Consider the following 23011-nt stretch of genomic DNA (forward strand, 5'->3'; position numbering starts at 1 on the left):
TTTGTTGCAAAGGCTGTCGATCATACTGTGCTGATAAGGACTTGTCCCTTTAATTCCAGTCAGGTTTTACCAACAACAACGCCGGCGCGTTTTCACATTGCTATCCGGGCCGGCGCTTCCGCTGAACAGCCGTTAGTTGGTCAGCCACAACACCTGATAAGCACTGAGCGCGACAGCGCCCGCCTGCAGCTGGTTGCCGGTCAGGGCGTCAGTGAAGCTGCCGCGGCTGTCGCTGCGCCAGTACTGCGGATGTTCGCTGAAATTCACCACCACCAGCAGCCGCTCGCCAGCCAATTCGCGCTGGTAACAGAACAGGTGGGGATTATCACTGTACAGGATGTTGGTAGTGCCATTGCCAAGCACCGCCAATCCCGCGCGGGTTTTGACTAAGTGTTGCAGTTGCTGGTAAATCCTGCCGGACAAGGTTCCGGGTTCTGTAGCTTTGGCCAGCTGTTCGGTGCTGACTGCCACGCGGTTGACCCAGCGGCTGTCGTCTTTTTTTGCCGGGTCCTGTAGGTAGCTGTAATCGTTGCGAAGACCCAGCTCATCCCCCATGTACAGTAGCGGCAGGCCACCAATACTGAGGATGATGCTGTTCAGCAGATAAATCCGCGCCAGCGCATGCTCAAGATGTTCGTGGTTTTGCTCAGCCTCTGCTTTGTCGACGCCGGCGAGGGACGCCAGCATACCGGCAACACGACAATCGCCGGTCACCGGGTTCTGCTGAAACGGCACACCGCTGGCAAAACTGCCGGGGAACTGGCCAGTATAAAAATGGTTGAGGAACTGGCGGTGATGATCCGGATTGGTACCGAGCTGCCAGGCGATACTGTCATCAAAAGTCCAGCCAATATCGTCGTGACAGCGGATGTAATTGACCCAGCTGCAGTGTGGATCTATGGCAAAACGCCGCTGTAGTGACTCGGTCAAAAGGCGCGTTTTGCGTGTGGCTAACGAGTTCCACAGCAACGCCATCAGCAGCGGGTTATAAGACAGCTGGCATTCATTTGGCGCGATATATTTCACCACTTCGTCCGGATGCACTATGGCTTCGGATTTAAACTGCAGCGCCGGCGCAGCAATCCGTGCCACCGCATTAAAAGCTTTGATCAATAAGTGCGCTTTGGGCAGGTTTTCGCAGTTGGTACCGGCCTCTTTCCAGACAAAGGCCAGCGCATCGAGTCGCAACACGGCGGCACCTTGATTGGCGAGAAATAACATCTCTTCGGCCATCGCGCTGAAAACCGCCGGATTGGCGTAATTTAAGTCCCACTGGAAACTGTTAAACGTGGTCCAGACCCACAGGCCAGAGTTTTTGTCCTGAGTAAAACTACCGCGGCGGATCTCGGGGAAAATCTCCCGCAGGGTTGGCGCATAGCGGTCGCGCTCAGCTTCGGTCAGAAAGAAATAATAATCGCGATAAGCCGGATCGCCGGCTTTGGCTTTTTCCGCCCAGCGGTGCTCGTCGGAGGTATGGTTAAAGACAAAATCCAGCACAGGCCGGATACCTTCTTGATGCAGCTGCTGCATCAGGCTGGACAATTCGGCCATAGTGCCGAGGGAGGGCATAGTGCTGCGATAATCCGACACCGCATAGCCGCCGTCGCTGTTAGGCTCTGGCGCTTTAAACAGCGGCATCAGGTGCAGATAATTAATGCCGGTTTGTTTTAAATAGGGAATACGTTGTTTTAAGCCGTCGAAATTACCGGCAAATAAATCGACATAACAGGCTGAGCCAAGTGCCTGATGACTTTTATGCCAGGTTTGCGGCGCTGAATCCTCGGCCTGCAGATAATCCGGCCGCTGTGCCGCACTTTTTGCCAGCAGCTTCAGTAGCTGTTCCAATTGGTAGTAGCAGTCAAACAAATCGCCATAAAGTTGCAGATAAAGCCCGAGCAATTCCGGCAGCACCTGGGCTAAACGCGGTTGCAGTGCCGGCCAGCTGGTTTTGGCGGCAGCTTTTAACGCGGCACTGTGGCGTTTGAGGATAGTCTCCGCTTCGCGCTGTAAAAGTGCCGGCTCCGCCAGCAACTGGGCAATAGTGTTTGGCATATCGTCTGGTCCTGGCCTGTCGGGGATCGTTTTTCTGTTATCTGACGATGCAGGCGTTAGGCCCGGCCATCGTTGTCATTAAGTTTTACACCAGTTTAAAACTGGCGTACAGCACAATCTTAATCGATTTAGAGAAAAGTGCAAGACACAAGAATGCAGCTTGCGGATTTCCGTTGTGTTTGGGTGCTCCATAGCTCCACATCGATGTATCGCTGCAGCCAATTCTTAAAGCGAAATGGTGCACTGGCGGTCTGTGAATATCTTCTGAGGCCAGGATGCTGTGAAAATCTGCAACCTTCAGGCAAGATGATCACCAGTATCGCATTGGCGCTTTGATTGACAGACCGGGTTGGCGTGATGATCAAAAGTCTTATTTCTTGCAGCATTCGTCTTTGTCTGGCTGCCATGTTTATGGTATTTGCGGGTCTGCTACTTCAGGGGCAGGCGGCGGCGCTGCAAAGTACACAAATCCGGACAGTTGCTTTACCTGCCGATGACCAGATCATACACGCGGCTCAGGCCAGTTTTACCGAGTATTTTCAACTGCTGGCATTGCCGAATGATGCGGTGAATGCAGCAGATATCCAGAGCAATGCGGACTGGTTGAGCGCGGCGTTTCAGCGACGAGGTTTCCAGACACAGCAATTGGCCAATCAGGGTAAACCGCTGGTGTTTGCCCAGTACCGCAGTGCACAAAAAGACGCCGCGACCTTATTGTTATATCTACATTTCGATGGTCAGCCGGTGTTGCCGCAGCAGTGGGCACAACCCAGCCCCTGGCAAGCGGTGGTGAAAAAACGCGCTTCGGATGGCCAATGGCAGACGGTGGATCCGACATTGCTGCAGCAGAACCCTCTGGATGCCGAATTACGGGTATTTGCGCGGGCTGCCGCTGATGACAAAGGTCCCATCATGATGTTGCTGGCGGCTTTTGATGCGTTAAAAGCAGCAGGCCAATCGCCGGCTTTTCATGTCAAAGTGCTACTCGACAGTGAAGAAGAAAAGGGCTCTCCGACTATTCATGCGATAGCCAAAGCCAACGCTGCTTTGCTGCAGGCGGATGGTTTAATTATCCTCGACGGTCCGCAGCATCCGAGCCATCAACCCACGCTGGTATTCGGTAACCGCGGCGCCACCAGTCTGACACTGACGGTGTATGGGCCCAAAGCGCCCCTGCACAGCGGCCATTATGGCAACTATGTGCCAAATCCGGCGCAGCGGCTGGCGACTTTGCTGGCCAGTATGAAAGACGACAACGGCCGGGTGACTGTGGCCGGCTATTACGAGACGGTGAAGCTCAGTGCGGCCGAACGTCTGGCACTGGCGGAAGTACCGGATGACGACGCAGCGCTGCGTCGGCGTACCGGCATCGCCCGGCCAGACGCGGTAGGCCGCAGTTATCAAGAAGCGTTGCAATATCCGTCTTTAAATATCCGCGGCATGCAGGCAGGTGCAATAGGCGATAAAGCTGCCAATATCATTCCACATCTGGCGGTTGCTGAATTAGACCTGCGCACCACGCCTGAGGCAGATGCAGCTTACCTGACGGCTTTACTGGAGCGCCATATCAAAGCGCAAGGCTGGTATTTTAGCCAGGGCGAGCCAACAGATGCCGAGCGCGCTAAATACCCTAAGATTGCCTCATTAACAGCGGGCGCGGGTGGCGACGCGGCGCGCACGCCAATGGATTCACCGCTCGGCCGTTGGGTTTATGCTGTCCTGCAGCAGGATGGCAACAAAGTGGTCCGGATCCGCATGATGGGCGGCAGTCTGCCGACCGAACAGCTGGTCAGCGCGCTGAAGATGCCTTTTGTCATCCTGCCGCTGGTCAATGCGGACAATAACCAGCATAGCTTTGACGAAAACCTGCGGATCGGCCATTACGTCGAGGGTATACAAACTTTGTTGCAGCTGCTGCGAACCCGCTATCCGGCGGGTTGAATTCAGCTGCCACAGGCCTGCGGCTATTGCCACTGCAGCGCTGCGAATAAACAGTCAGGCGGCAAAATCTGCCGCTGGTCTCAGCAACGATTGCCTGCACAGGCTGTATCTGCCAGATTGGCATCATTGACATGCAACTAAGCTGAGCGGCAAAAATTGCCGGTTGGGGTCGTGCTGGTTTGCATCGTATGCACATCACAAGGGAACCTATGAAACTTTTACCTGTATATCTGGCGTTGGCGCTGACTCCGGCTGTTGGTGTTGTTGCAGCACAGACTGACGTGACGAAAGTCACACCAATGACGGTTGATAACGTCGACAAGTACGATGTGGTGCGGCCACAGGCTGATTTTATCAAAAGAGTTGATATGATCCCGATGCGGGATGGGGTCAAACTCTATACCGTGACAGTGATGAAAAAGGGCACGAAAAACGCGCCGATTTTATTAAGCCGCACGCCTTATGATGCCAAAGGCAGCGTGAATCGGGTTGCCAGCCAGTCTATTACTGAAATCATGCCGGTGATGGACGCCGAATTTGTCGAAGACAACTACATCCGCGTCTATCAGGATATCCGGGGTTTGCACAATTCAGAAGGCGACTATGTCACCAACCGGCCATTAGCAGGCCCGCTCAATTCAACCGGCATTGATGAATCGACCGATGCCTACGACACCATTGACTGGCTGGTGAAAAACCTGCCGGAAAACAACGGCAAAGTTGGTATTGTCGGCTCATCCTATCTGGGATTTACCGCGCTGATGGCCGAGATTAATCCACATCCGGCGTTGAAAGCTGCAGTACCGCAAAGTCCGATGGTTGACGGCTGGATGGGCGATGACTGGTTTCATTATGGTGCCTTTCGTAACAACAGCTTAAGTTATGCGGTGTCGCAAAGCACAGCTAAAGCGGAAGGGCATGCCGCTATGGGCATGGCCGATGATTACAGCCGTTATCTGGAGGCCGGCTCCACTGCTGATTTCGCCAAACTCTGGGGTTTTGAACAGTATCCATTTGTACAAAAACTGATGCAAAACCCGGCTTATACCGAATTCTGGTCGTTGCAGGCGGTGGACCAGCTGATGGCCAGCCGCAAACTGACAGTGCCAACCATGTTAGTCGTTGGGCAGTGGGATCAGGAAGATTCTTATGGCGCTCCGGCGATGTATAAAGCGCTAGAGCCGCAGGATAAGGACAACACCATGTTGTCGCTGGTGATTGGCCCCTGGCGTCATTCCGGGGTGAATCATTATGGTTATAAACTGGGCGCACTGAATTTCCGTGGTGATACCGCATACGAATTTCGCGTGAACTATATGAAACCGTTTTTTGACCATCATCTCAAAGGCGCACCGGATCCAAAAACGCCGCCAGTACTGACGTATGCTACCGGCGCCAATCAATGGCAGGTCAGCCAGCAATGGCCGGCTGGTACTGACAAAAAACTGTACCTGAGCGCAAATAACGGGCTGTCATTTACGCCGCCGGCTAAAGGCACTGCGGCCAAAGACGACTATCTGTCGGACCCGGCTAAACCTGTACCTTTTGTACCAAGACCCATTAATATGGACGATGCCCGCCAGTGGAAACCCTGGTTAGTGCAAGATCAGCGTTTTGCGTCAAGCCGGCCGGATGTATTGGTGTACCAGACTGACGTGCTGGACAAACCGCTGCAAATTATGGGGCAACCGCTGGTCGATTTGTTTGCCGCAACTACAGGCACCGATGGCGATTTTGTCGTGAAGCTGATTGATGTGTACCCCAATACCAGCACCGGTGGGTTAGTGCAGGGGGCTTTGGAGGAAAGTCTGGCCGGTTTTGAAATGCCGGTGGGGATTGAAATTTTCCGCGGCCGTTACGCCAAAAGCTTTGCCAAACCCGAGCCGCTAAAATCAGGGGAAGTCACTAACTTTAAGTTCGGCCTGCCACATGTTAACCATGTATTTTTGCCGGGACACAAAATTATGGTGCAGATCCAATCGAGTCTGTTCCCGCTGTATGACCGCAATCCGCAAACCTATGTGGATAATATTTTTTATGCCAAAAAAGCGGATTACCAGAAAGCGACGGTGAGTGTGTATCACAGTGCGTCCGCACCTTCGGCAATTAGTCTGCCAGTGGTCAGTCAGTAAGCACTGCGACTATACATAAGCCTGCCGCAGGTGCAGGTTTATGTGCGCTTGATGCCAATGGTCTCGAACGAACGTGGATGGCAACCAGAAAAAATGCCCGCAGTAGCTTGTTCCTGCGGGCATTTTTATCGGGCTAATATGACGACTAACAGATGTTTTTACGACACTAACCGTCGGCGAGCCATTGCCATAACCAACAACATTGCACTGAAAATAAATGCAAAATTTCCACCCGATTTAGATTCTACCGGTTTGGGTTCAATAGGTTTTGGTTTACCTTTCACCTGAATGCTGACGGCCTGACTCTCTGAGGTCGCAAACTTATCTTTAACCTGATAGCTGAAATTGATTTGCTGATCAGTATCGCCGGACGGGGTATACACAAAGAGACCGGTTTTAGCATCAACAGTCACAGTGCCCGCGGCTGGTTGGCTGGTAAGACTGTAGGTCAGTTCATCATTATCATCATCCACGCCTTTTAACGCGCCATTCACCGGCGTTTCAAAAGATGTGACATAACTTACCGGGGTTGCTTTTGGCGTCGTGTTAGTCAACGAGATCACCACATTTTTGGTTTCAGAGGTCGCAAGCGTATCTTTCGCGTGGAAACTGAAACTCACCGGGCTGAGTGTCGCGGCCGATGGTGTGTATACCATGTTTCCTGACGTACCATCCATCTGCACTGTGCCTTGTTCCGGCTGGCTTAACACAAAGAACTTCAGTGCTTCGCCATCATCATCTTTCGCAGGTAACTTAAAGTTCACCGCCTTGTTCCAGTGCGTACTGATATTCAGATTGCTCGCGACAGGTGCCTGATTCGTTACATCAACAGTCAGACTGGCAGGCTCTGAAAATGCAGTTCCCTTAACCGCATAAAAGTTGATACTTTCTTTACCTACATTCCCCGACGGGACATAACTAAAAGTACCGGCCTTGCGGTCCTCGATATTAAACTTGCCGAACTGTGGCGTGCCTTTTAACACAAAATAATCAGCATCGCCGTCCACTTTTAAAGTACCGGTGATTTTTTTCTGTACATGCGTCGTTAATGCGACCGGAGCCGGGGTCGGTAAGACCTGCTGCACACCTGACTGTAATACAGACACTTTATTGCCCGGGACTATATAAAAATCTTTTTGCTGATGTCTGACGACCACTGGTGCGGCACTGATGTCACCACCGACATAGTGCCGGAAAATTTCTGCTTTAGTGTCCAGATTGTATTCGACAATTTCACCAGAGCAGCCGTAAACCAAACGCCCAGGTCCGGCAGTACTGAGACCTTTGACTGAATAATCACATAATTTGCCAATGCTTGTGGAGGTGCCTGAGTCATGGATGCGGAACAGGTTGTTGTTCGATATCGCGAATAATGCCAGCTCCCCTTGAATAGTGGCGGCGGTCAACCCGGACAGATTGGTGTGCGATCCGATTTTCTTGATTGCATTGGTTGCAAAACTGTATTGAAACAGTGCGCCATCTTGCAGGCCAAACACTTCATCTTGCCGGCCAGTAAAACTAAACGCAGTTAATGAATGCATCCCATTCCAGCTAAAATCGACCACTGGGGAGGTTTTCAGCTTTTTGCCATCAATAGGGCTATGCACGGTCAGAACAGTGCCGACAGAGCCTGTGTGCTGTGCACCGGTACTGAAAATAATTTCATCAAGTCCATCGTTGTTAACATCTGCGAAGGTCATACCGGTGATTTTGTCACCATCGCCCAAGGTTTGCTTCGCTTTGAGGCTGCCATCTTTGCCGTTATACAGCCACATAGTCGCGGTATAGATTTCAGATGCACCTACGGCAATATCCGTTTTTCCGTCTTTGTCAAAATCGCCGGTGCGGAACTGTATGGTCCGGCTCCAGTTATTCGGCGCAGCGCTGATTTGCCACAGCTGTTTTTTGCTTGTTAAGTCAAAAGCCAGCATTTGGGCGCCATCGTAGCCGCTACTGCTTGAAGCCGTTGCATACAATGCGTCTAGATCGCCGTCATTATCAACATCTGCCAGCTGGACAGCCTGTGCAGGGAAGTCAAGCGACTGACTGGTCCATTTAGCCGTCCGCGTCTTCACATCATGGATATAGTAATAATCACCACCGCTGGAGGAATAGCCACCGCCCCAACCGATATCGAGTGATTTGTCATTGTCTAAGTCGGCGACGATAATCCCGGTCACGCCATGATTCGGATTGCTGATAGTCCAGAATGTTTCAGTGGTTTGCATATTAAACGCATGCAGCGCCCCCCACTGACCATCACCATATACCACGTCGGTCTTACCGTCCTGATCAGCATCGGCCAGGATTAACGTGGAAATATCGTGGCTGGTGGATTTAGTCCAGATCAAACTATCGTTGTTCAGATCCAAAGCAGCGATACGGTTCCAGCCATAAGACATGATCAGGTCATCCAGCCCGTCTGTGTTGACATCAAATTTTTGCGCCTGGTAGCCCAAAGCAGTACTGAGTTTTTTTTCTAACTTCGCAGTGTTGCTCTCAAGCCGGTAGATACTGCCATCCTGCAATACCAGTTCTGACTTGCCTTTTGCGGTGAAACTACCTGCGGCGACAAATTTGCTGTTTAATCCGGAAAGGCTGGCCAGCACTTTCATTGCTGCAGGGTCATATACTTTTACCGCGCCGCTATTGGTGTGCACCAGCAGTTCTGGCGTGTCTACACCATTAAATTGGGCCAATATCAGGCTGTCGGCACCTGCGACAGTCTCGATAGCTTCAATTTGCCGGGTAACAAGATTCAATTTGAACACACTGTTGCCACTAACAAAAAAGAGGTAGTCGTTATCCGTACCGGCATCATGGAATTGCACCAGGCTATGCATCCCATTGGGAAAATTTAGTTGTTTGATTGGCGAGAATTGTTTGTCCCGAAACTCCACCACACTGATACTGCTCGGCCCAGCCAGCACCAGTTCTGTGGTGCCGTCGCCATTGTAATCACCGCTAAAGGCACCATTAATACCAATGCCATCGCCCAAATCAAAAAGCTCAAGTACTGAGGTCAGATTGCTTTCTGCTGCAGCTTGGAATTCTGCCTCAATAAACGGTTTTTCAGCATCCGAAATAGGCAATAATGCCGCCGCTAAGCCTGTTGGCGTATCCCTGCCGGTAAAATAATCCTCAGGATAATTAATCTTCTCAGCGTGACTGAGGATTGGATCTTTAAATTGATTTTGCAATTCAGTTTGAGGTGCAGCCTGAGATTTCATGCAAAGCAGACTCAATGCCAGCAGCGAGAGAGGGAATGATTTCATCCTGAGGGATATCCTTTTTAGGCAATAAAAAATCCGGCCAATGCCGGACCCTTTGAAATGGTACCCATAAAAATTATTTGGGTAAATTATTTTGTTTTTTATTTGAGTTTATGTGAATTTTAAACTGTTCGGGGATGGGTTATTTCCTTTGGCTGTGATGGATGTAAATATTCATAGCGTATTGAGCGCGGGTTTATTTACATGGCCTTGCAGGTGTGTTGGCTTCCATGTGTTTGTATTGGTCCTGCAGCAGTTGCACAGAACCAAAGCAAAAGCTGGTTTTCTGACAAGTCCGGGAGCGGCTGTTTTTACGGGTTCGCATTGAACCAACGGAGTTACCGGGCCTGTGCTGCAGGACTAACCAAGCCATGCTGTAGTTTTCTGAGCGTAGCGACGAGCGAGTAACAGACCCAGCACAGCAGAGTCACAAAGCCGAGAAAACCGTATTCGTACAAAATTTGCAAAGATGCATTGTGCGGATGGGTATTCGATAAAGGCTTCCCGTCCGCCCAGGCAAAACTCATCGGGCCGTGTCCCAGCCAGAATTGGTCGGGGATACGGTTTAAGGTATAGAGCCACAACTCAGTGCGGCCTGAACTGCCGGTCCTTAAACGTAAGTTGGTGTCGCCGATCATCCAATAGGGGAGGACGATAATAAACACCGCCCAACACACCAATCCCAGCATCATCGCCCGGAAAAAAGCCCGCAATAAAACCGTTCGGACAGCTGGGGTGCTGAACCAATTAATCAGACCAAATGCAAGCAATAGCGATAAACAGGCACCTCTGGCTTCTGTTTGCAGCAATACCATCCTATGGCCAGCCATTAACAGCATCGAAACCAACTGAAATTGGCGCAGAGGACTGAGTAAAAAGGGCAACAGCAGCAAAGGCAGCAGCATGACCTGCAACTGGTTTAAGACCCGCGGATTATCAAATCCGGAAATCAGGCTAAAGATGCCGGGTTTGGTCGCGTTAAGCAGATGCTGTGTCAGTTTGAGCGAGAACTGTAATAAAAGTATCAGTGAAAACAGTACAGTAAACCAATAGAGTGCACGAAAAACGGATGGTTTTGACAGTGTACTGCAGCAAATACTGCAGATAAAAAATGCCAGTACCAGTAATCCAATATTGGCGAGTTCAACAAAGCCCCAATATGGCTGAGCACTGGCCAGCGCAGATATAAAACCAACGCTAAAGAATATCAGCAACGCAACAACCGACTCTGCAGATAACGTGGTGCTGCGCAATTGGCGTGCTGAGCTTAGGATAAATGCCGAGCAGGCAATCACGGAGATCACAAGTAATCGTTTGAAGTCAAACAGACTTCCTACTTCCGTGATACGCGCAATAGTGGATGCAAACAGAGTTCCAGCTAAAAAAACGGCGGCGTATAGTACTAAAGACAGACCAGCAAAAGACTTCGAAAACAAGCTCCGGCTCCAGTAAATAAACAGGATTTACCACGTGATGGAAATGCGTTGATGAAAGTTGCGCGCGGCTGCGCAAAACAGTGAATTTGCCGTTTTAAAGCGCGCGGATTATACGCATCGTTCGGTGCTATGTTAAAAAAATGTTTTGTTGCAGTGAGCTTGTCATTCTTGACTACATATTGTGCGGGTTCTGCACTGCGTTAATTGTGTTGCGACTGAACTTGTTAAAATTCAGGAGATATAACAAACCATTGCAATAGCGCTGTGATGACTTTGCGGCCTCGCTGGTGGGTTTGCCCCTGAAATCGCTAAAAATTGTCTGAAAATTTGTTTTAATCAAAAAATGTGATTAGATTGACTTATTTAAGTCAGTTTCCTAAATCGCTTTTCGCGACTACCTTTAATCCATCTGAAGCAGAGCAGCCCGCTGCTCTGCCATTTAACCCGCTCATTACAGCACAAAGAAGGAACCCTCAGATGGATACAAACAAAGCAACAGGCGGCAAATGTCCGGTGATGCACGGTGCCAACACCACCGCCTCCAATGCCACAATGAACTGGTGGCCCAATGCGCTGAATCTCGACATCCTGCATCAACACGACAGCAAAACCAATCCGATGGATCCGGGCTTTAATTATGCCGAAGCCTTTAAAACGCTGGATTTGGACGCCGTTAAAACCGACCTAAAAGCCTTAATGACTGACTCGCAGGACTGGTGGCCGGCCGACTGGGGCCATTATGGTGGACTGATGATCCGCATGGCGTGGCACTCTGCCGGTACCTATCGCATTGCCGATGGCCGTGGCGGTGGTGGGACCGGCAGTCAGCGGTTTGCGCCGCTGAACAGCTGGCCAGATAACGGCAACCTCGACAAAGCCCGGCGTCTGCTGTGGCCAATTAAACGCAAATACGGCAATAAAATTTCCTGGGCAGATTTGATGATCCTGGCCGGTAATATGGCGTATGAATCGATGGGCCTGAAAACCTTTGGTTTTGCCGGTGGCCGCGAGGATATCTGGCATCCGGAAAAAGACATTTACTGGGGCTCGGAAAAACAGTGGTTGCAAAAATCCGGCGGTGAAGGCAGCCGTTACAGCGGTGAACGGGATTTAGACAATCCGCTGGCGGCTGTGATGATGGGGCTGATTTATGTCAATCCGGAAGGGGTAGATGGTAACCCGGACCCGCTGAAAACCGCGCAGGACATGCGGGTGACTTTTGCCCGGATGGCGATGGATGACGAAGAAACGGTCGCGCTGACCGCCGGTGGCCATACCGTGGGTAAAGCCCACGGCAACGGCAATGCCGAGCACCTTGGGCCAGCACCGGAAGGTGAAGATATTCATGCACAGGGTTTTGGCTGGCTGAACGGCAAAGGCCGTGGCATTGGCCGCGATACTGTCACCAGCGGCATTGAAGGCGCATGGACCACCAACCCGACACAGTGGGATAACGATTATTTCCGCTTATTGTTCAGCTACGACTGGGCATTAACCAAAAGCCCGGCCGGTGCCTGGCAATGGGAGCCGGTCAATATCAAAGAAGAGGACAAACCGGTTGATGTCGAAGACCCGTCAATCCGCAAAAATCCAATCATGACCGACGCCGACATGGCGCTGAAAATGGACCCGGCTTATCGCAAAATTTCCGAGAAGTTTTATGCCGACCCGGCCTATTTTGCCGACGTATTCGCCCGCGCCTGGTTTAAGTTAACCCACCGCGACCTGGGGCCAAAAAGCCGCTATTTGGGCGCTGATGTGCCGGCAGAAGATTTGATTTGGCAAGACCCAATTCCGACTGTGGATTATTGCCTGACCGACGCAGAAATTGCTGAATTAAAAGCCAAAACGCTGGCGCTTGGTATTCCGGCACAAGACCTGATTGCCACCGCCTGGGACAGCGCCCGTACTTTCCGCGGCTCTGATTATCGTGGTGGTGCCAACGGTGCCCGCATCCGGTTAGCACCACAAAAAGACTGGGAAGCGAATGAGCCGGCGCGTTTAGCCAAGGTACTGGCTGCGCTGGAAGCCCTGCAGCAAAGCCTTGCGAAAAAAATCAGCATCGCCGATTTAATTGTGCTGGCCGGCAGTGCGGCGGTGGAGCAGGCTGCCAAAGCCGCCGGTGTTGATGTAACAGTGCCTTTTGCGCCGGGCCGTGGTGACGCTTTGGCTGCACAAACCGATGCGGAATCTTTTGCCGTGCTGGAGCCATTACATGATGCGTTCAGAAATTATCTGAAAAAAGACTACAGCGTTGCGCCGGAAGAAATGATGCTGGACCGGGCGCAGCTGATGGGCCTGACGGCTAATGAGATGACGGTGTTAGTCGGTGGTCTGCGTGTGTTGGGGACTAACTTTGGCGGCAGCACACACGGTGTGTTTACCAACAGAGTAGGTGTACTGAGTAACGATTTCTTTGTGACGCTGACCGATATGGCCTATAGCTGGAAACCGGTTGGCAAAAACAAATATGAAATCATCCGGCGTAAAGACGGTCAGGTGCAATGGACCGCGACCCGGGTTGATTTAGTGTTTGGCTCCAACTCAGTGCTACGCGCTTATGCGGAAGTGTACGCACAAGACGATGGTCAGCAAAAGTTTGTGCATGACTTTGTTAAAGCCTGGGTCAAAGTGATGAATGCAGACCGGTATGATCTGAAATAACACACTGTTTTAACAATGAAAAACGCCGGCAACTGCTGGCGTTTTTTTATGTGCGCTGCTGCTCAGTCGCGCTGGCGCATGGCCCAAACCAAACTCAATAAAATCAGCAGTGAGCCCCCGGCTAAAGTCCACCAATTCACCGCATGTTGCCAGAATACAAAATTCACTAACAAGCCGGCCGGGATCAGCACATTGTTCATCACCGCCAGCTGATTGGCACTGACCTGCCGCGCGCCGGCGTTCCACAGCCAATAGCCCAGGCCCGAAGCAACAAGGCCAAGCCACAACAAAATGCCATATTCCAGCGGTGTATCAGGGACGCGCTGCCAGTTGGCAAACAGAGCGGTTGCACTCAGGCTGACTATTGTTGCGCCGACAAAAAACCAGCAAAAATGCTGTGTCTGCATGCCGACAGACCCTAACGCCAGCCGCCGGTAAGCGACCTGACCAAAAGCGAAACACAGATTTGCGCCCTGGATCAGCAACAGCCCAAGCCAGAAGCTACTACTAAGGGTTTGATAACGCATCACTAATGCACCAGCGACTGCCAACAACGCCGGGCCCAGCCAGCGGCAGTGTAATTTTTGATAGCGCCAGTAATAGTCCAGCACTGAGATATAGACCGGCGTCAGAATAGTAAACAGCAGCACTTCGGCCACCGACAGGTATAAAAAGCTGTGATAGAGCAGCAGGTACATCAGGCCAAGCTGCACCGCGCCGATGCCGGCAAGCTGCAGCGCCAGTCGCGCGGACGTGCGGTATTTCAGTAAAAACGGGCTGAATAACAACAGCGCCAGCAACATCCGGCTGCTGACCGCTAAATAAGGGTCAACGGTGGCGGCTAAAAATTCGCCAATTAACGAAAAACTAAAAGCCCAAATTGCGGTGACCAGCCAGAGTAAATGCATCCGATATTCCCGTCGCGTGGCAAAACCGGCGCAGCATAACGGTTGTGTTGCCGCTGCGCAAATGTCGTGAAAATGCGGCAGATGTGCGGCGTGATGGAGTGGTAGGCACGGCAAACGCAGCGTCGCCGTGCGTCTGATAAAGCGTTTTAACTGAGCCGGATAGTTTTCCACGCCAGCAAGGATCCGTCGCTGTTTTGTTGCGTGCTGAAGATAAAATCAGTGGCGTTGCTGCCAAACACCGTATCGCGGCCGGCGGCCAGTGTGGTGTCCTGCACACCGCGGCTGCTGTAATTGGCGTGGCTGGTGCAAATTTCCTGCGTCAGCGCGTCGGTAAAACAAAACTGCGACACCACCTGGTCATTATTGTTATTACGCACGCGAAAATGAATGTGAATAGTGCGGCCTGAATACCAACCCGGGAAACACGTTTTAAAGTTGACCCGGCCATTGCTGTCAGTGACTTGCGTGCCGCGATACCATTTGGCCTTCACCGCATTGGCATTATTGCTGGTACAAAACGACGAGTTAAAGCCCGAACTGTCGCTGCTGCCACTGGTGTCGCCAGAATAAAGACCTGCGACATCGCAGTGCCAGACTTCCACTTCCAGGCCAGACAATGGTTTACAGCTACTGTCGACCACCCGCAGACATAACTGCATCGGTAAGCCCACCTGGCTCTCGGAAATATCATCGCGATTGGTCACCGCGAAATAACAGGGGCCTTCGGTCAGTGCTTTGGTCAAAGCCAGGCTACAGCTGGTACCCAAATCAAACAAAGTATCGGCTGGAAAATTGGCCGTCAGTGCGGCGGTGCCGCCGCTTGCCCAGCTGCCGGAAGTTCCCGTGCTACCGCCGGTACTGCCGCCGGTGCTGCCACTGGAGGTATCTGTGGTGCTGGTCGAAGTTTCAGTGCTGCCACCGCCACAGGCGACCAGGCCCGACAGCGGCGCAGCGGCGAGGGCAAAACTAAGCTGTTTGATAAAATTGCGCCGGCTTTGTGGCGCGCGGGTGAAGCGGTGTTGATCTGATTGGCTCATGGCTGAACTCCTGCGAATGATTCAGCCACTCTGAACCTGAGCAGGCGCAGAGGTTGCAAACTGTACATTACTTTACCTGTCTGATAACGGGGAAGCAGATTGCGTCCGAAATGCTGATATAAATCATCGGATTAACGAAAACTCAAGGCAGGGCATTTGTTTCTGATGTGGTACAAAACCAGGCTGCACTTACAAAAATTTACGGCAGATTGCAGATTGAGGTGCCACAAGCGCCATAGTCAGCCGACTCTGGCGCCTGTGGTTCAGTAGTTTAAGGTTTGGCCGGTGCTGCCGCTTTGGCAGTGCTGACCATGGTGCGCACATCACTCAATAACTGCTGCGCGTCATATACCACGCCGTCTTTGATGGTATAACGCACGCCTTTGGTCCGCTCCGGCTGGTTCTGCGCGTTGAGCTGATAATGGCCGTTGCCGTACAACACTTTAAAGTTGGCCAACGGGTTTTCCGCGACTATGACCATGTCGGCTTTTTTGCCCGGCACCAGACTGCCAATGTCTTTATCAAGACCCAGCGCTATAGCGCCATTGAGCGTGGCGGCCTGGATCACTTCCAGCGGGTTAAAACCGGCTTCGCGCAGTAATTCCAGTTCCTGAATGTAAGCAAAACCATAAATTTTATAGATATAACCGGCGTCAGAGCCAGCAGTCACGCGGCCACCGTGGTTTTTGTAGTCATTGAGGAACTGCATCCAGACGCGGTAGTTTTCGCGCCAGGCGATTTCCTGTTCTGTAGTCCAGTTAAACCAGAACGAGCCATGGGCATAACGGTTGGGTTTAAAGAATTCACTAAGCACCGGCAGCGTGTAATCGGCGTGCCAGGGCGCGTTGCGCTGTGCTTCGGCATTGCGGGTGGCTTCATAGATGGTCAGCGTCGGATTGATGGTGAAATTGAGGCTAATCAGCTCATCGCGTACCGCGTTCCATTTGTCAGAGCCTGGCGCCGCGGCCTGTTGCCAGAGTTTACCGGCTTCACCAAAGCGGTCCTGCTCGTTCTGGTAGTTGTAATCGGCTTTATAGTTTTGCACCACCTGGTTGGTAAACAGTGCTTCCGGCAAGCCGTACCAATGCTCCATTGACGTGAGGCCAAGCCGTGCACTGTCGAGTGCGTTCATCCGCATTACATTAAGCTGGGCGTGATGCATCATAGTGCCGAGCTGTTGTTTTTTCGCTTCATCCAGCGCGGCCGCCATAATGGCCGGTGGGGCGCCAAAGAACTTAATCCCGGCAGCACCGGCTTTTTTAATGTTTTGCACCCAGTCGCGCGCTTGTTGCGGGCTGAACACCGGTTTACTTAAACCCTGACCAAAACCAACATAAGGCACAATACGCGGCGCGACGATTTTATGCTCGTTGGATGCTTTGGCATGTTTTAACGTCCAGTCGAGTCCGTTAAAACTGCCGGGTTCACGCACTGTGGTAATACCGTGTGCCAGCCAGAGTTTAAACACATATTCGGCCGGTGTGCCGTTGGCAGAGCCGCCGATATGACCGTGCATATCGATAAAACCCGGCAGAATATACATGCCGCTGACGTCCATTTCTTTATCACCGGCTTTGGCTTTAGGCCGGCCTTCTGGCAGCACCGGCACACCCGGATTGCCGACGGCGGTGATTTCGCTGATGCGGTCATTTTCAATGACGATATCCACCGGGCCAACCGGCGGTGCGCCTTCACCACTGATAAAAGTGCCACCGCGTAAAATCAGCCGGGTATAAGGGCCTTCACCTTGATCGGCTGCCGGGGCTGATGGCGTGCGTTCAGTCGCGCCAGCCAGTGCTGTCTGCGGCAGGCTGGCGGCGACACTCAATGCCAGTAACGCGGCGCGAAGTATCAATCGGGTCTTGGGTTGAAATTGCATAGTAGTTCCCGGGATGTTGTGGATCAGGCTTTGCTAATCCTCATTGTTTTTGTTTGTTTTTTATCGTTTCGCCAGGGTGATTTTTAACCGGCTCAACGCAGTGTGGCAACAGGGGCCGCGCGTCGCAAGCAGATCCGATTAACTCACACACAGCTGCGACAACAAGCAGTCCGGGAATTGCTAACAGTGCAGAGAAAAGCACTGATTGTGTGAGCAACAGCTGGCTTTTATAGTGGGATCACCACATCGTCAGCTAAATTAGTGAGCACCGCATGCATCCGGATAAAGTAAACCGCAATCAACTGAACAAATTCACTGACCTGCCCAATATTGGCCCGGCCGGCGCCAAAGACTATCAGCTGTTGGGTTATCAACACCCGCAACAGCTGGTTGGGGTTTCCGCGTTACATTTATATCAGCGGCTGTGTGAAATCACCGGTCAGCAACATGATCCTTGTGTGCTGGATGTGTTGTTATCAGTCGAGCGTTTTCTGGCCGGTGATGCGCCAAAGGTCTGGTGGGCTTATACCGCCGAACGCCAGCAAATACTGGTTTCTCAGGGCTGAAAAGCCAACTGCGGAAAACATTTTTATCAGTTTGGATTGGCTTTTTTCAGGCTAGGGACGTCTGCACTGCTGTATAAAAAACTGCACGCGGGTCACGCTCTGGTAACGCTTTCAGTTCGATACAATTAATTACAAATGTGAAATTTTTACTTGCGACGCGAAACTGTTTCTGCCATGGTTTAGTAAGTTCTTAAGCAAACTGACTGCGATGAACTAACAAAATACTAAGATAAACGTCAGTACACAACATCCAAACGCAGGAACATTTTATTATGCAAAAACTGATCAAAATAGCGCCCATCGCTATTGCTGTGGCATCGACTCTGACTTTCTCTACAACTGCACAGGCCGAACGGGTCATTCTGCAAGTCGACAATCTGAACAAAGGCATCATCACTGCGATCACACGTCAGGCCGGCGGTGAAGTGAAGGTGGATGCTGATGGTTTTGTTGCGGTAGAAATTCCGGGTAAATCTTTTGAAGAACTCAAAGGCATTTTTAACAACCCGCACATTGAGCTGGTAGAAAAAGACGAAGTGCGCAAGCCAATGGCGTTGTTCAACGACACCGCCGGTAACCCGATGCAGACCCAGGTGACGCCTTATGCGGTGTTCCAGTCACAAGCCAATCAGGTCAGTTTTAACCCTGCGACCGCACCAAAAGTTTGTATTATTGACTCCGGCCTCGACCGCTCCAACATCGATTTCGACTGGGGCTCTATTACCGGTGATAACGACAGCGGCACCGGCAGCTGGGACGTCAACGGTGGTCCACACGGCACCCACGTCGCAGGCACAATTGGTGCTGCAAACAATGGCGTTGGTGTGATTGGGATGGCGCCAGGCGTCAAGATGCACATCATCAAAGTCTTTAACGCCGAAGGCTGGGGTTATTCTTCAGACCTGGCTTATGCCGCGCAAAAATGTACTGCAGCCGGCGCAAAAATTATCAGCATGAGCTTAGGCGGTGGCGGTTCTAATACCACCGAATCCAATGCGTTCCAGAATTTCGTCAACGCTGGTGGCCTGGTCGTGGCTGCGGCCGGTAATGACGGCAACAATGTGCGCTCTTATCCGGCTGGTTATCCGTCGGTGATGATGATTGGCGCCAATGACAATAACAATGCCATTGCCAGTTTCTCCCAGTTCCCGAGCTGTACCGCTAACGGTAAAACCGATGAAAATATCTGCGTTGAAGCCACTGCCGGTGGCGTAGATACGCTGTCGACTTACCCGGCAGGCATGGCCACCAATTCCAGCCTCAGCACCAATTTAGGCGCCTTTGCCTCTTCGGCGATGGAAAATATCGGCAACGCCAGCGCTGCGACCTTCTTTATGGGCACTGCGGAAACCACCAATGCCGGCGCAGCCGGTAAAGTCTGCCTGATTGACCGCGGCGTGATCTCATTCCACGACAAAGTGAAAAACTGTCAGCTGTCTGGTGGTGTTGGTGCTGTAGTCATCAACAACGTCGCGGGCATGTTGTATGGCACCCTGGGCGAAGGCACGGCAAATACGACGTCTATCCCAGCGGTTGGCGCTGCTTTTGAAGATCGTTCGCAGTTACTGGCGTCGACTACGGCGACTATCACTATCGGTGGCACTGATTACGGTCTGATGAGCGGAACTTCGATGGCGACACCGGCAGTGTCTGGTATTGCAGCCTTAGTTTGGTCAAATCACCCGACCTGTAGCGGTGCGCAAATCCGCAGTGCCTTAAAAGCCACAGCGAAAGATTCAGGCGCAGCTGGTAAAGACGTGTACTTCGGTTACGGCATTGTACAGGCGAAAGCCGCCAATGATTACCTGCTGCAAAATGGTTGCGGCGGTGGTGGTACAACCGCCATTACACTGACTGCAACAGCACAGATGCAAGGCAAAACCCGTTATGCCAACCTGAGCTGGGCCAATGCAACCACTTCAAACGTGGATATCTATCGCAATGGTGTGAAAATCATCACCACGGCCAACGACGGTTCACATCGTGACAGTCCAACAGCGAAAGGCACCTACAGCTATAAAGTTTGTCATGCTGCCAGCACAACAGTTTGCTCGGTTGAAAAATCTGTGACTTTCACAAAATAAAACTGCGGATCGCAGTAAGAAGGCCTGCCCATGTGGCAGGCCTTTTTCTTTTCTGTTGCCTGATTTCAACCATTAGCTTCTCCCAACAGCTGGTCCGGTATTCAGCGTATTTGTTGCATAAAAATGTTGCATAAGTAAGCGAATAGATAGCGGGTGGGGTGAATAGTTATCTGAAGTGTTTCGCTAATATATCAATGAAACCAGTAATTTATCTATTATCGTCACAGGGTGGCAGGCATGAATTCATGCAGAAAAGTGCCGGTTTTTTTTACAGTCAGGTGTAGAGTAAAGACTCAAAATACAGCAAATACGCCACTTCGCTTGTATGGCATAGTTTATGAATTACTTAATAAGTCGAACCAAATACAGGTGAAATAACATGGCTAAAACAATCAAAATTACAACCGCGTTGATGTTAACAGCTGCGATGGGTTATTCACAACTCGCGCTGGCTGCACCAATTACTCCGCCACCTTGTGATGTCTCAGATATTCAAATTACTACCATTCAAAAACAAGACGGCTCCGCAGCGCAAAACGTTGGAGCTATCAACGCCACGGCTTGTTACGGTGCGTTTTCCGGTAACGACGACGTCAGCATGCTGGGCAATAACCTCGGTTATGACAATGTCGGCTGGCTGAATAAGGAATCGGCATACTGGCCAGGAATGCCTGGTGCTTTTGTGACCGAAGACGACCTGCAGGACCTGCAAGGTCTTGGCAACATCGATCCGGGCTGGATTTTCTTCGGTAAATACACCTCAGGTAACTTTGCACCTGCGTCAAGTTCTAAAACCGGTTTTGGTACTTACAACTATGCAGCGGACTTAGTCAGTCTGACGAATTGTAAAGACCGGAATGGCAATAGCGTCGCCTGTACCGGTGGCAGTGTTGTCAGCGGTGAATGGATGTACAAACCACCAGTAAATAATCCACAGCAACTGCTGGATATGCTGGGTACTAATAAGTTCTTTGACCAGGTCACCGTCGTATTTAAGTCCGGCAATATGTTTGCGCTGTATAACTTTAATATTGCAGCGCTGAACTTACCGCCAGTGTTTGGGACTGAAGACGAAAACTACCTGTTTAAAGGTGTCTGGAATATGGAAGACACTTTATTAAACGCCAGCGGTGGTGCCGGTTTATCTCACATCTCTATCTGGGGTCGTGATCCGGTGGGTGATACTCCGCCACCAGTGGATGTGCCTGTATCTTCACCACTGACTTTGGCTGGCCTTGGTCTGTTATTACTGGGTCTGCATCGTCGCCGCCAACAGGCTTAAGTCCAAACCCGCAGAGAATAAAAAAACCAGCATCAGCTGGTTTTTTTATTTCTGTATCCAGTCTGACAGACTGAGCTGGATTATTTTGTCGCTCTGGACATATCACGGGCAGCTTTAAATTCCTTACCTTGATGCCAGTTTGGCCACAGTGCTGAATTGGCCAGTTCGTGTCCGACTAAATAAAATAACCACAAGTCCTGCTGCGAACCGCGTAAATCCCAGGCCGGACTGAACTCATCATTGACCTTATGATAATAATTCGCCGTGTAATCACGCCGCTGCGCCAGGCCCCAGTCTTTGCCATGTTGGACGCTGTCGACACCCCCGCGGGCATACAACATCGGCACGCCATGACGTGCCAGCTGGAAATGATCTGAGCGGTAATAAAAACCATCTTCCGGCGTTGGCTCCGGTGCAATATAGCGGCCTTGCGCCTTGGCGTATTTGTCGAGCATGGGTTCGAGTTCGGATGAACCATAACCAAACACCTGCACATCCCGCATCGGGCCATACACGTTCATTACGTCCATATTGATGCCGGCGACTGTTTTATGCAGTGGAAACAACGGATTGGCGGCATACCAGCGTGAACCTAACATACCGCGCTCTTCCGCGGTGACGGCGATAAACACCACAGAACGCTCCGGTGGCGGCTGCTGTTTATAATGTTCGGCCAGCGCGATTAGACCAGCAATGCCACCGGCATTATCCTGCGCACCATTAAAGATTTTGTCCTCTTTGCGGCTGAAATCGAGGCCAAAGTGGTCCCAGTGCGCCATATACAGTACGGCTTCATCCGGCTTTTTTGTGCCCGGAATATAACCAATGACATTACTGGAATTGATTTCCCGCAGCTGGTTTTTGATGCTGATAGACGCGGTGCCGCCAAGCGGGAAGGCCTTAAAATCTTTCGCCAGTGCTTTTTTACGTAAGCTCTTTATGCTCTGGCCAGAGGCGGCAAACAGCTGTTCGGCGCTGTCGCGCGTCAACCAGCCTTCAACGGCGGCTTTATGCATATTTTTGGTTTTATCGGCCAGTTCAAAGCGGATAGGGCTGGTGCCGGACACCACATTCCAGCCATAAGCGGCGGCGTCGGTTTCGTGCACAATCAGCGCCATGGCGGCGCCCTGACGTGCCGCTTCTTCAAACTTGTAAGTCCAGCGGCCGTAGTAGGTCATGGCTTTGCCGGTGAAAAGCTTGGTATCGCCGGTGGCAAAGCCCGGGTCGTTGACAAACATCACCACGGTTTTGCCTTTCACATCGATATCTTTATAGTCATTCCAGCCATATTCCGGTGCGACTATGCCGTAGCCAACAAAAACCAATTCGCTGTTTTTGACTTCGACCTGTGGCTGCATCCGCGTCGACCAGGCCATCATGTCGGTTTTATAAGCCAGGCTTTTTGGCATTTTGTCACCGCTGAGGCTCAGCGCTGACACCGCCACCGGGTCGATTTGTACCACAGGCACCGCCTGGCGGTAGCTGTCTTTGGCAAATGGTGTTAAACCAAGCCGCTGAAACTGTTGTTCGATGTAGGCTACAGTGCGCTCTTCGCCGACAGTGGCCGGCGCGCGGCCTTGCAGTTCATCAGAAGCCACTTCAGCAAAGTAGCGGCCAAAGGCCGGGTTAAATTCGGTTTGTGGCAGCGGTGCTTTGCTGTCAGCCAGAGCGCTCTGACTGAGCAGCAAACCAACACTGAAGCGCAGCAATGAAATGGATTTAAACATAACAACACTCACAGCAGGGGAAGCTGTGGTT

The 23011-nt window shown here is 51.5% G+C and carries 13 protein-coding genes; 6 read left to right on the top strand and 7 right to left on the bottom strand.

Features of this window, described 5'->3' with window-relative positions; all coding sequences use genetic code 11:
• Positions 1 to 132 precede the first annotated feature (132 nt).
• A complete protein-coding gene (locus ABNT34_RS19980) occupies positions 133 to 2052 on the bottom strand; it encodes an alpha-amylase family glycosyl hydrolase (RefSeq protein WP_348734665.1) in 1920 nt (639 codons plus the stop codon).
• Between the two features lie 357 nt (positions 2053 to 2409).
• Here ABNT34_RS19980 and ABNT34_RS19985 point away from each other — a divergent pair, with 357 nt between their 5' ends.
• Together ABNT34_RS19985 and ABNT34_RS19990 are read left to right on the top strand one after the other, a co-directional pair.
• Entirely contained in the window at positions 2410 to 3993 is a 1584-nt protein-coding gene (locus tag ABNT34_RS19985) for a M20/M25/M40 family metallo-hydrolase (RefSeq protein ID WP_348734666.1), read from the top strand.
• 209 nt (positions 3994 to 4202) lie between these two features.
• Entirely contained in the window at positions 4203 to 6125 is a 1923-nt protein-coding gene (locus ABNT34_RS19990) for a CocE/NonD family hydrolase (RefSeq protein WP_348734667.1), read from the top strand.
• Positions 6126 to 6283: 158 nt separating this feature from the next.
• Here the strand turns inward: ABNT34_RS19990 and ABNT34_RS19995 are convergent, their stop codons facing one another.
• Positions 6284 to 9400, bottom strand: coding sequence for an FG-GAP-like repeat-containing protein (locus tag ABNT34_RS19995; protein WP_348734668.1), 3117 nt, complete (start codon positions 9398 to 9400; stop codon positions 6284 to 6286).
• Positions 9401 to 9735: 335 nt separating this feature from the next.
• Positions 9736 to 10833 carry an O-antigen ligase family protein gene (locus tag ABNT34_RS20000; protein ID WP_348734669.1) on the bottom strand — a complete coding sequence of 366 codons (1098 nt, stop codon included), beginning with the start codon at positions 10831 to 10833 and terminating at the stop codon, positions 9736 to 9738.
• A gap of 477 nt (positions 10834 to 11310) precedes the next feature.
• Between ABNT34_RS20000 and katG the strand changes: the two genes are divergently transcribed.
• Positions 11311 to 13497 carry a catalase/peroxidase HPI gene (gene katG / locus ABNT34_RS20005; protein WP_348734670.1) on the top strand — a complete coding sequence of 729 codons (2187 nt, stop codon included), beginning with the start codon at positions 11311 to 11313 and terminating at the stop codon, positions 13495 to 13497.
• A gap of 62 nt (positions 13498 to 13559) precedes the next feature.
• Here the strand turns inward: katG and ABNT34_RS20010 are convergent, their stop codons facing one another.
• From ABNT34_RS20010 to ABNT34_RS20020, 3 genes are all read right to left on the bottom strand, one after another.
• Positions 13560 to 14405, bottom strand: a complete 846-nt coding sequence (locus ABNT34_RS20010; RefSeq protein WP_348734671.1) for an EamA family transporter — start codon at positions 14403 to 14405, stop codon at positions 13560 to 13562.
• Between the two features lie 146 nt (positions 14406 to 14551).
• A complete protein-coding gene (locus tag ABNT34_RS20015) occupies positions 14552 to 15442 on the bottom strand; it encodes a hypothetical protein (RefSeq protein WP_348734672.1) in 891 nt (296 codons plus the stop codon).
• Between the two features lie 271 nt (positions 15443 to 15713).
• The gene (locus tag ABNT34_RS20020) at positions 15714 to 17321 is read right to left on the bottom strand and encodes an amidohydrolase family protein (protein ID WP_348734673.1); all 1608 of its coding nucleotides are present in this window, start codon (positions 17319 to 17321) and stop codon (positions 15714 to 15716) included.
• 272 nt (positions 17322 to 17593) lie between these two features.
• Between ABNT34_RS20020 and ABNT34_RS20025 the strand changes: the two genes are divergently transcribed.
• The 3 genes from ABNT34_RS20025 (at position 17594) to ABNT34_RS20035 (ending at position 21253) form a co-directional block, all read left to right on the top strand.
• Positions 17594 to 17887, top strand: a complete 294-nt coding sequence (locus ABNT34_RS20025) for a helix-hairpin-helix domain-containing protein (RefSeq protein WP_348734674.1) — start codon at positions 17594 to 17596, stop codon at positions 17885 to 17887.
• Positions 17888 to 18159: 272 nt separating this feature from the next.
• Entirely contained in the window at positions 18160 to 19971 is a 1812-nt protein-coding gene (locus ABNT34_RS20030) for a S8 family serine peptidase (RefSeq protein WP_348734675.1), read from the top strand.
• Between the two features lie 379 nt (positions 19972 to 20350).
• Positions 20351 to 21253, top strand: a complete 903-nt coding sequence (locus ABNT34_RS20035; protein ID WP_348734676.1) for a hypothetical protein — start codon at positions 20351 to 20353, stop codon at positions 21251 to 21253.
• Between the two features lie 80 nt (positions 21254 to 21333).
• On the opposite strand, the gene ABNT34_RS20040 is transcribed toward ABNT34_RS20035, so the two are convergent.
• The gene (locus ABNT34_RS20040; protein WP_348734677.1) at positions 21334 to 22980 is read right to left on the bottom strand and encodes a M28 family metallopeptidase; all 1647 of its coding nucleotides are present in this window, start codon (positions 22978 to 22980) and stop codon (positions 21334 to 21336) included.
• Positions 22981 to 23011: the final 31 nt, after the last annotated feature.

This window comes from Rheinheimera texasensis, from assembly GCF_964031785.1.
GTDB lineage: Bacteria > Pseudomonadota > Gammaproteobacteria > Enterobacterales > Alteromonadaceae > Pararheinheimera > Pararheinheimera texasensis_A.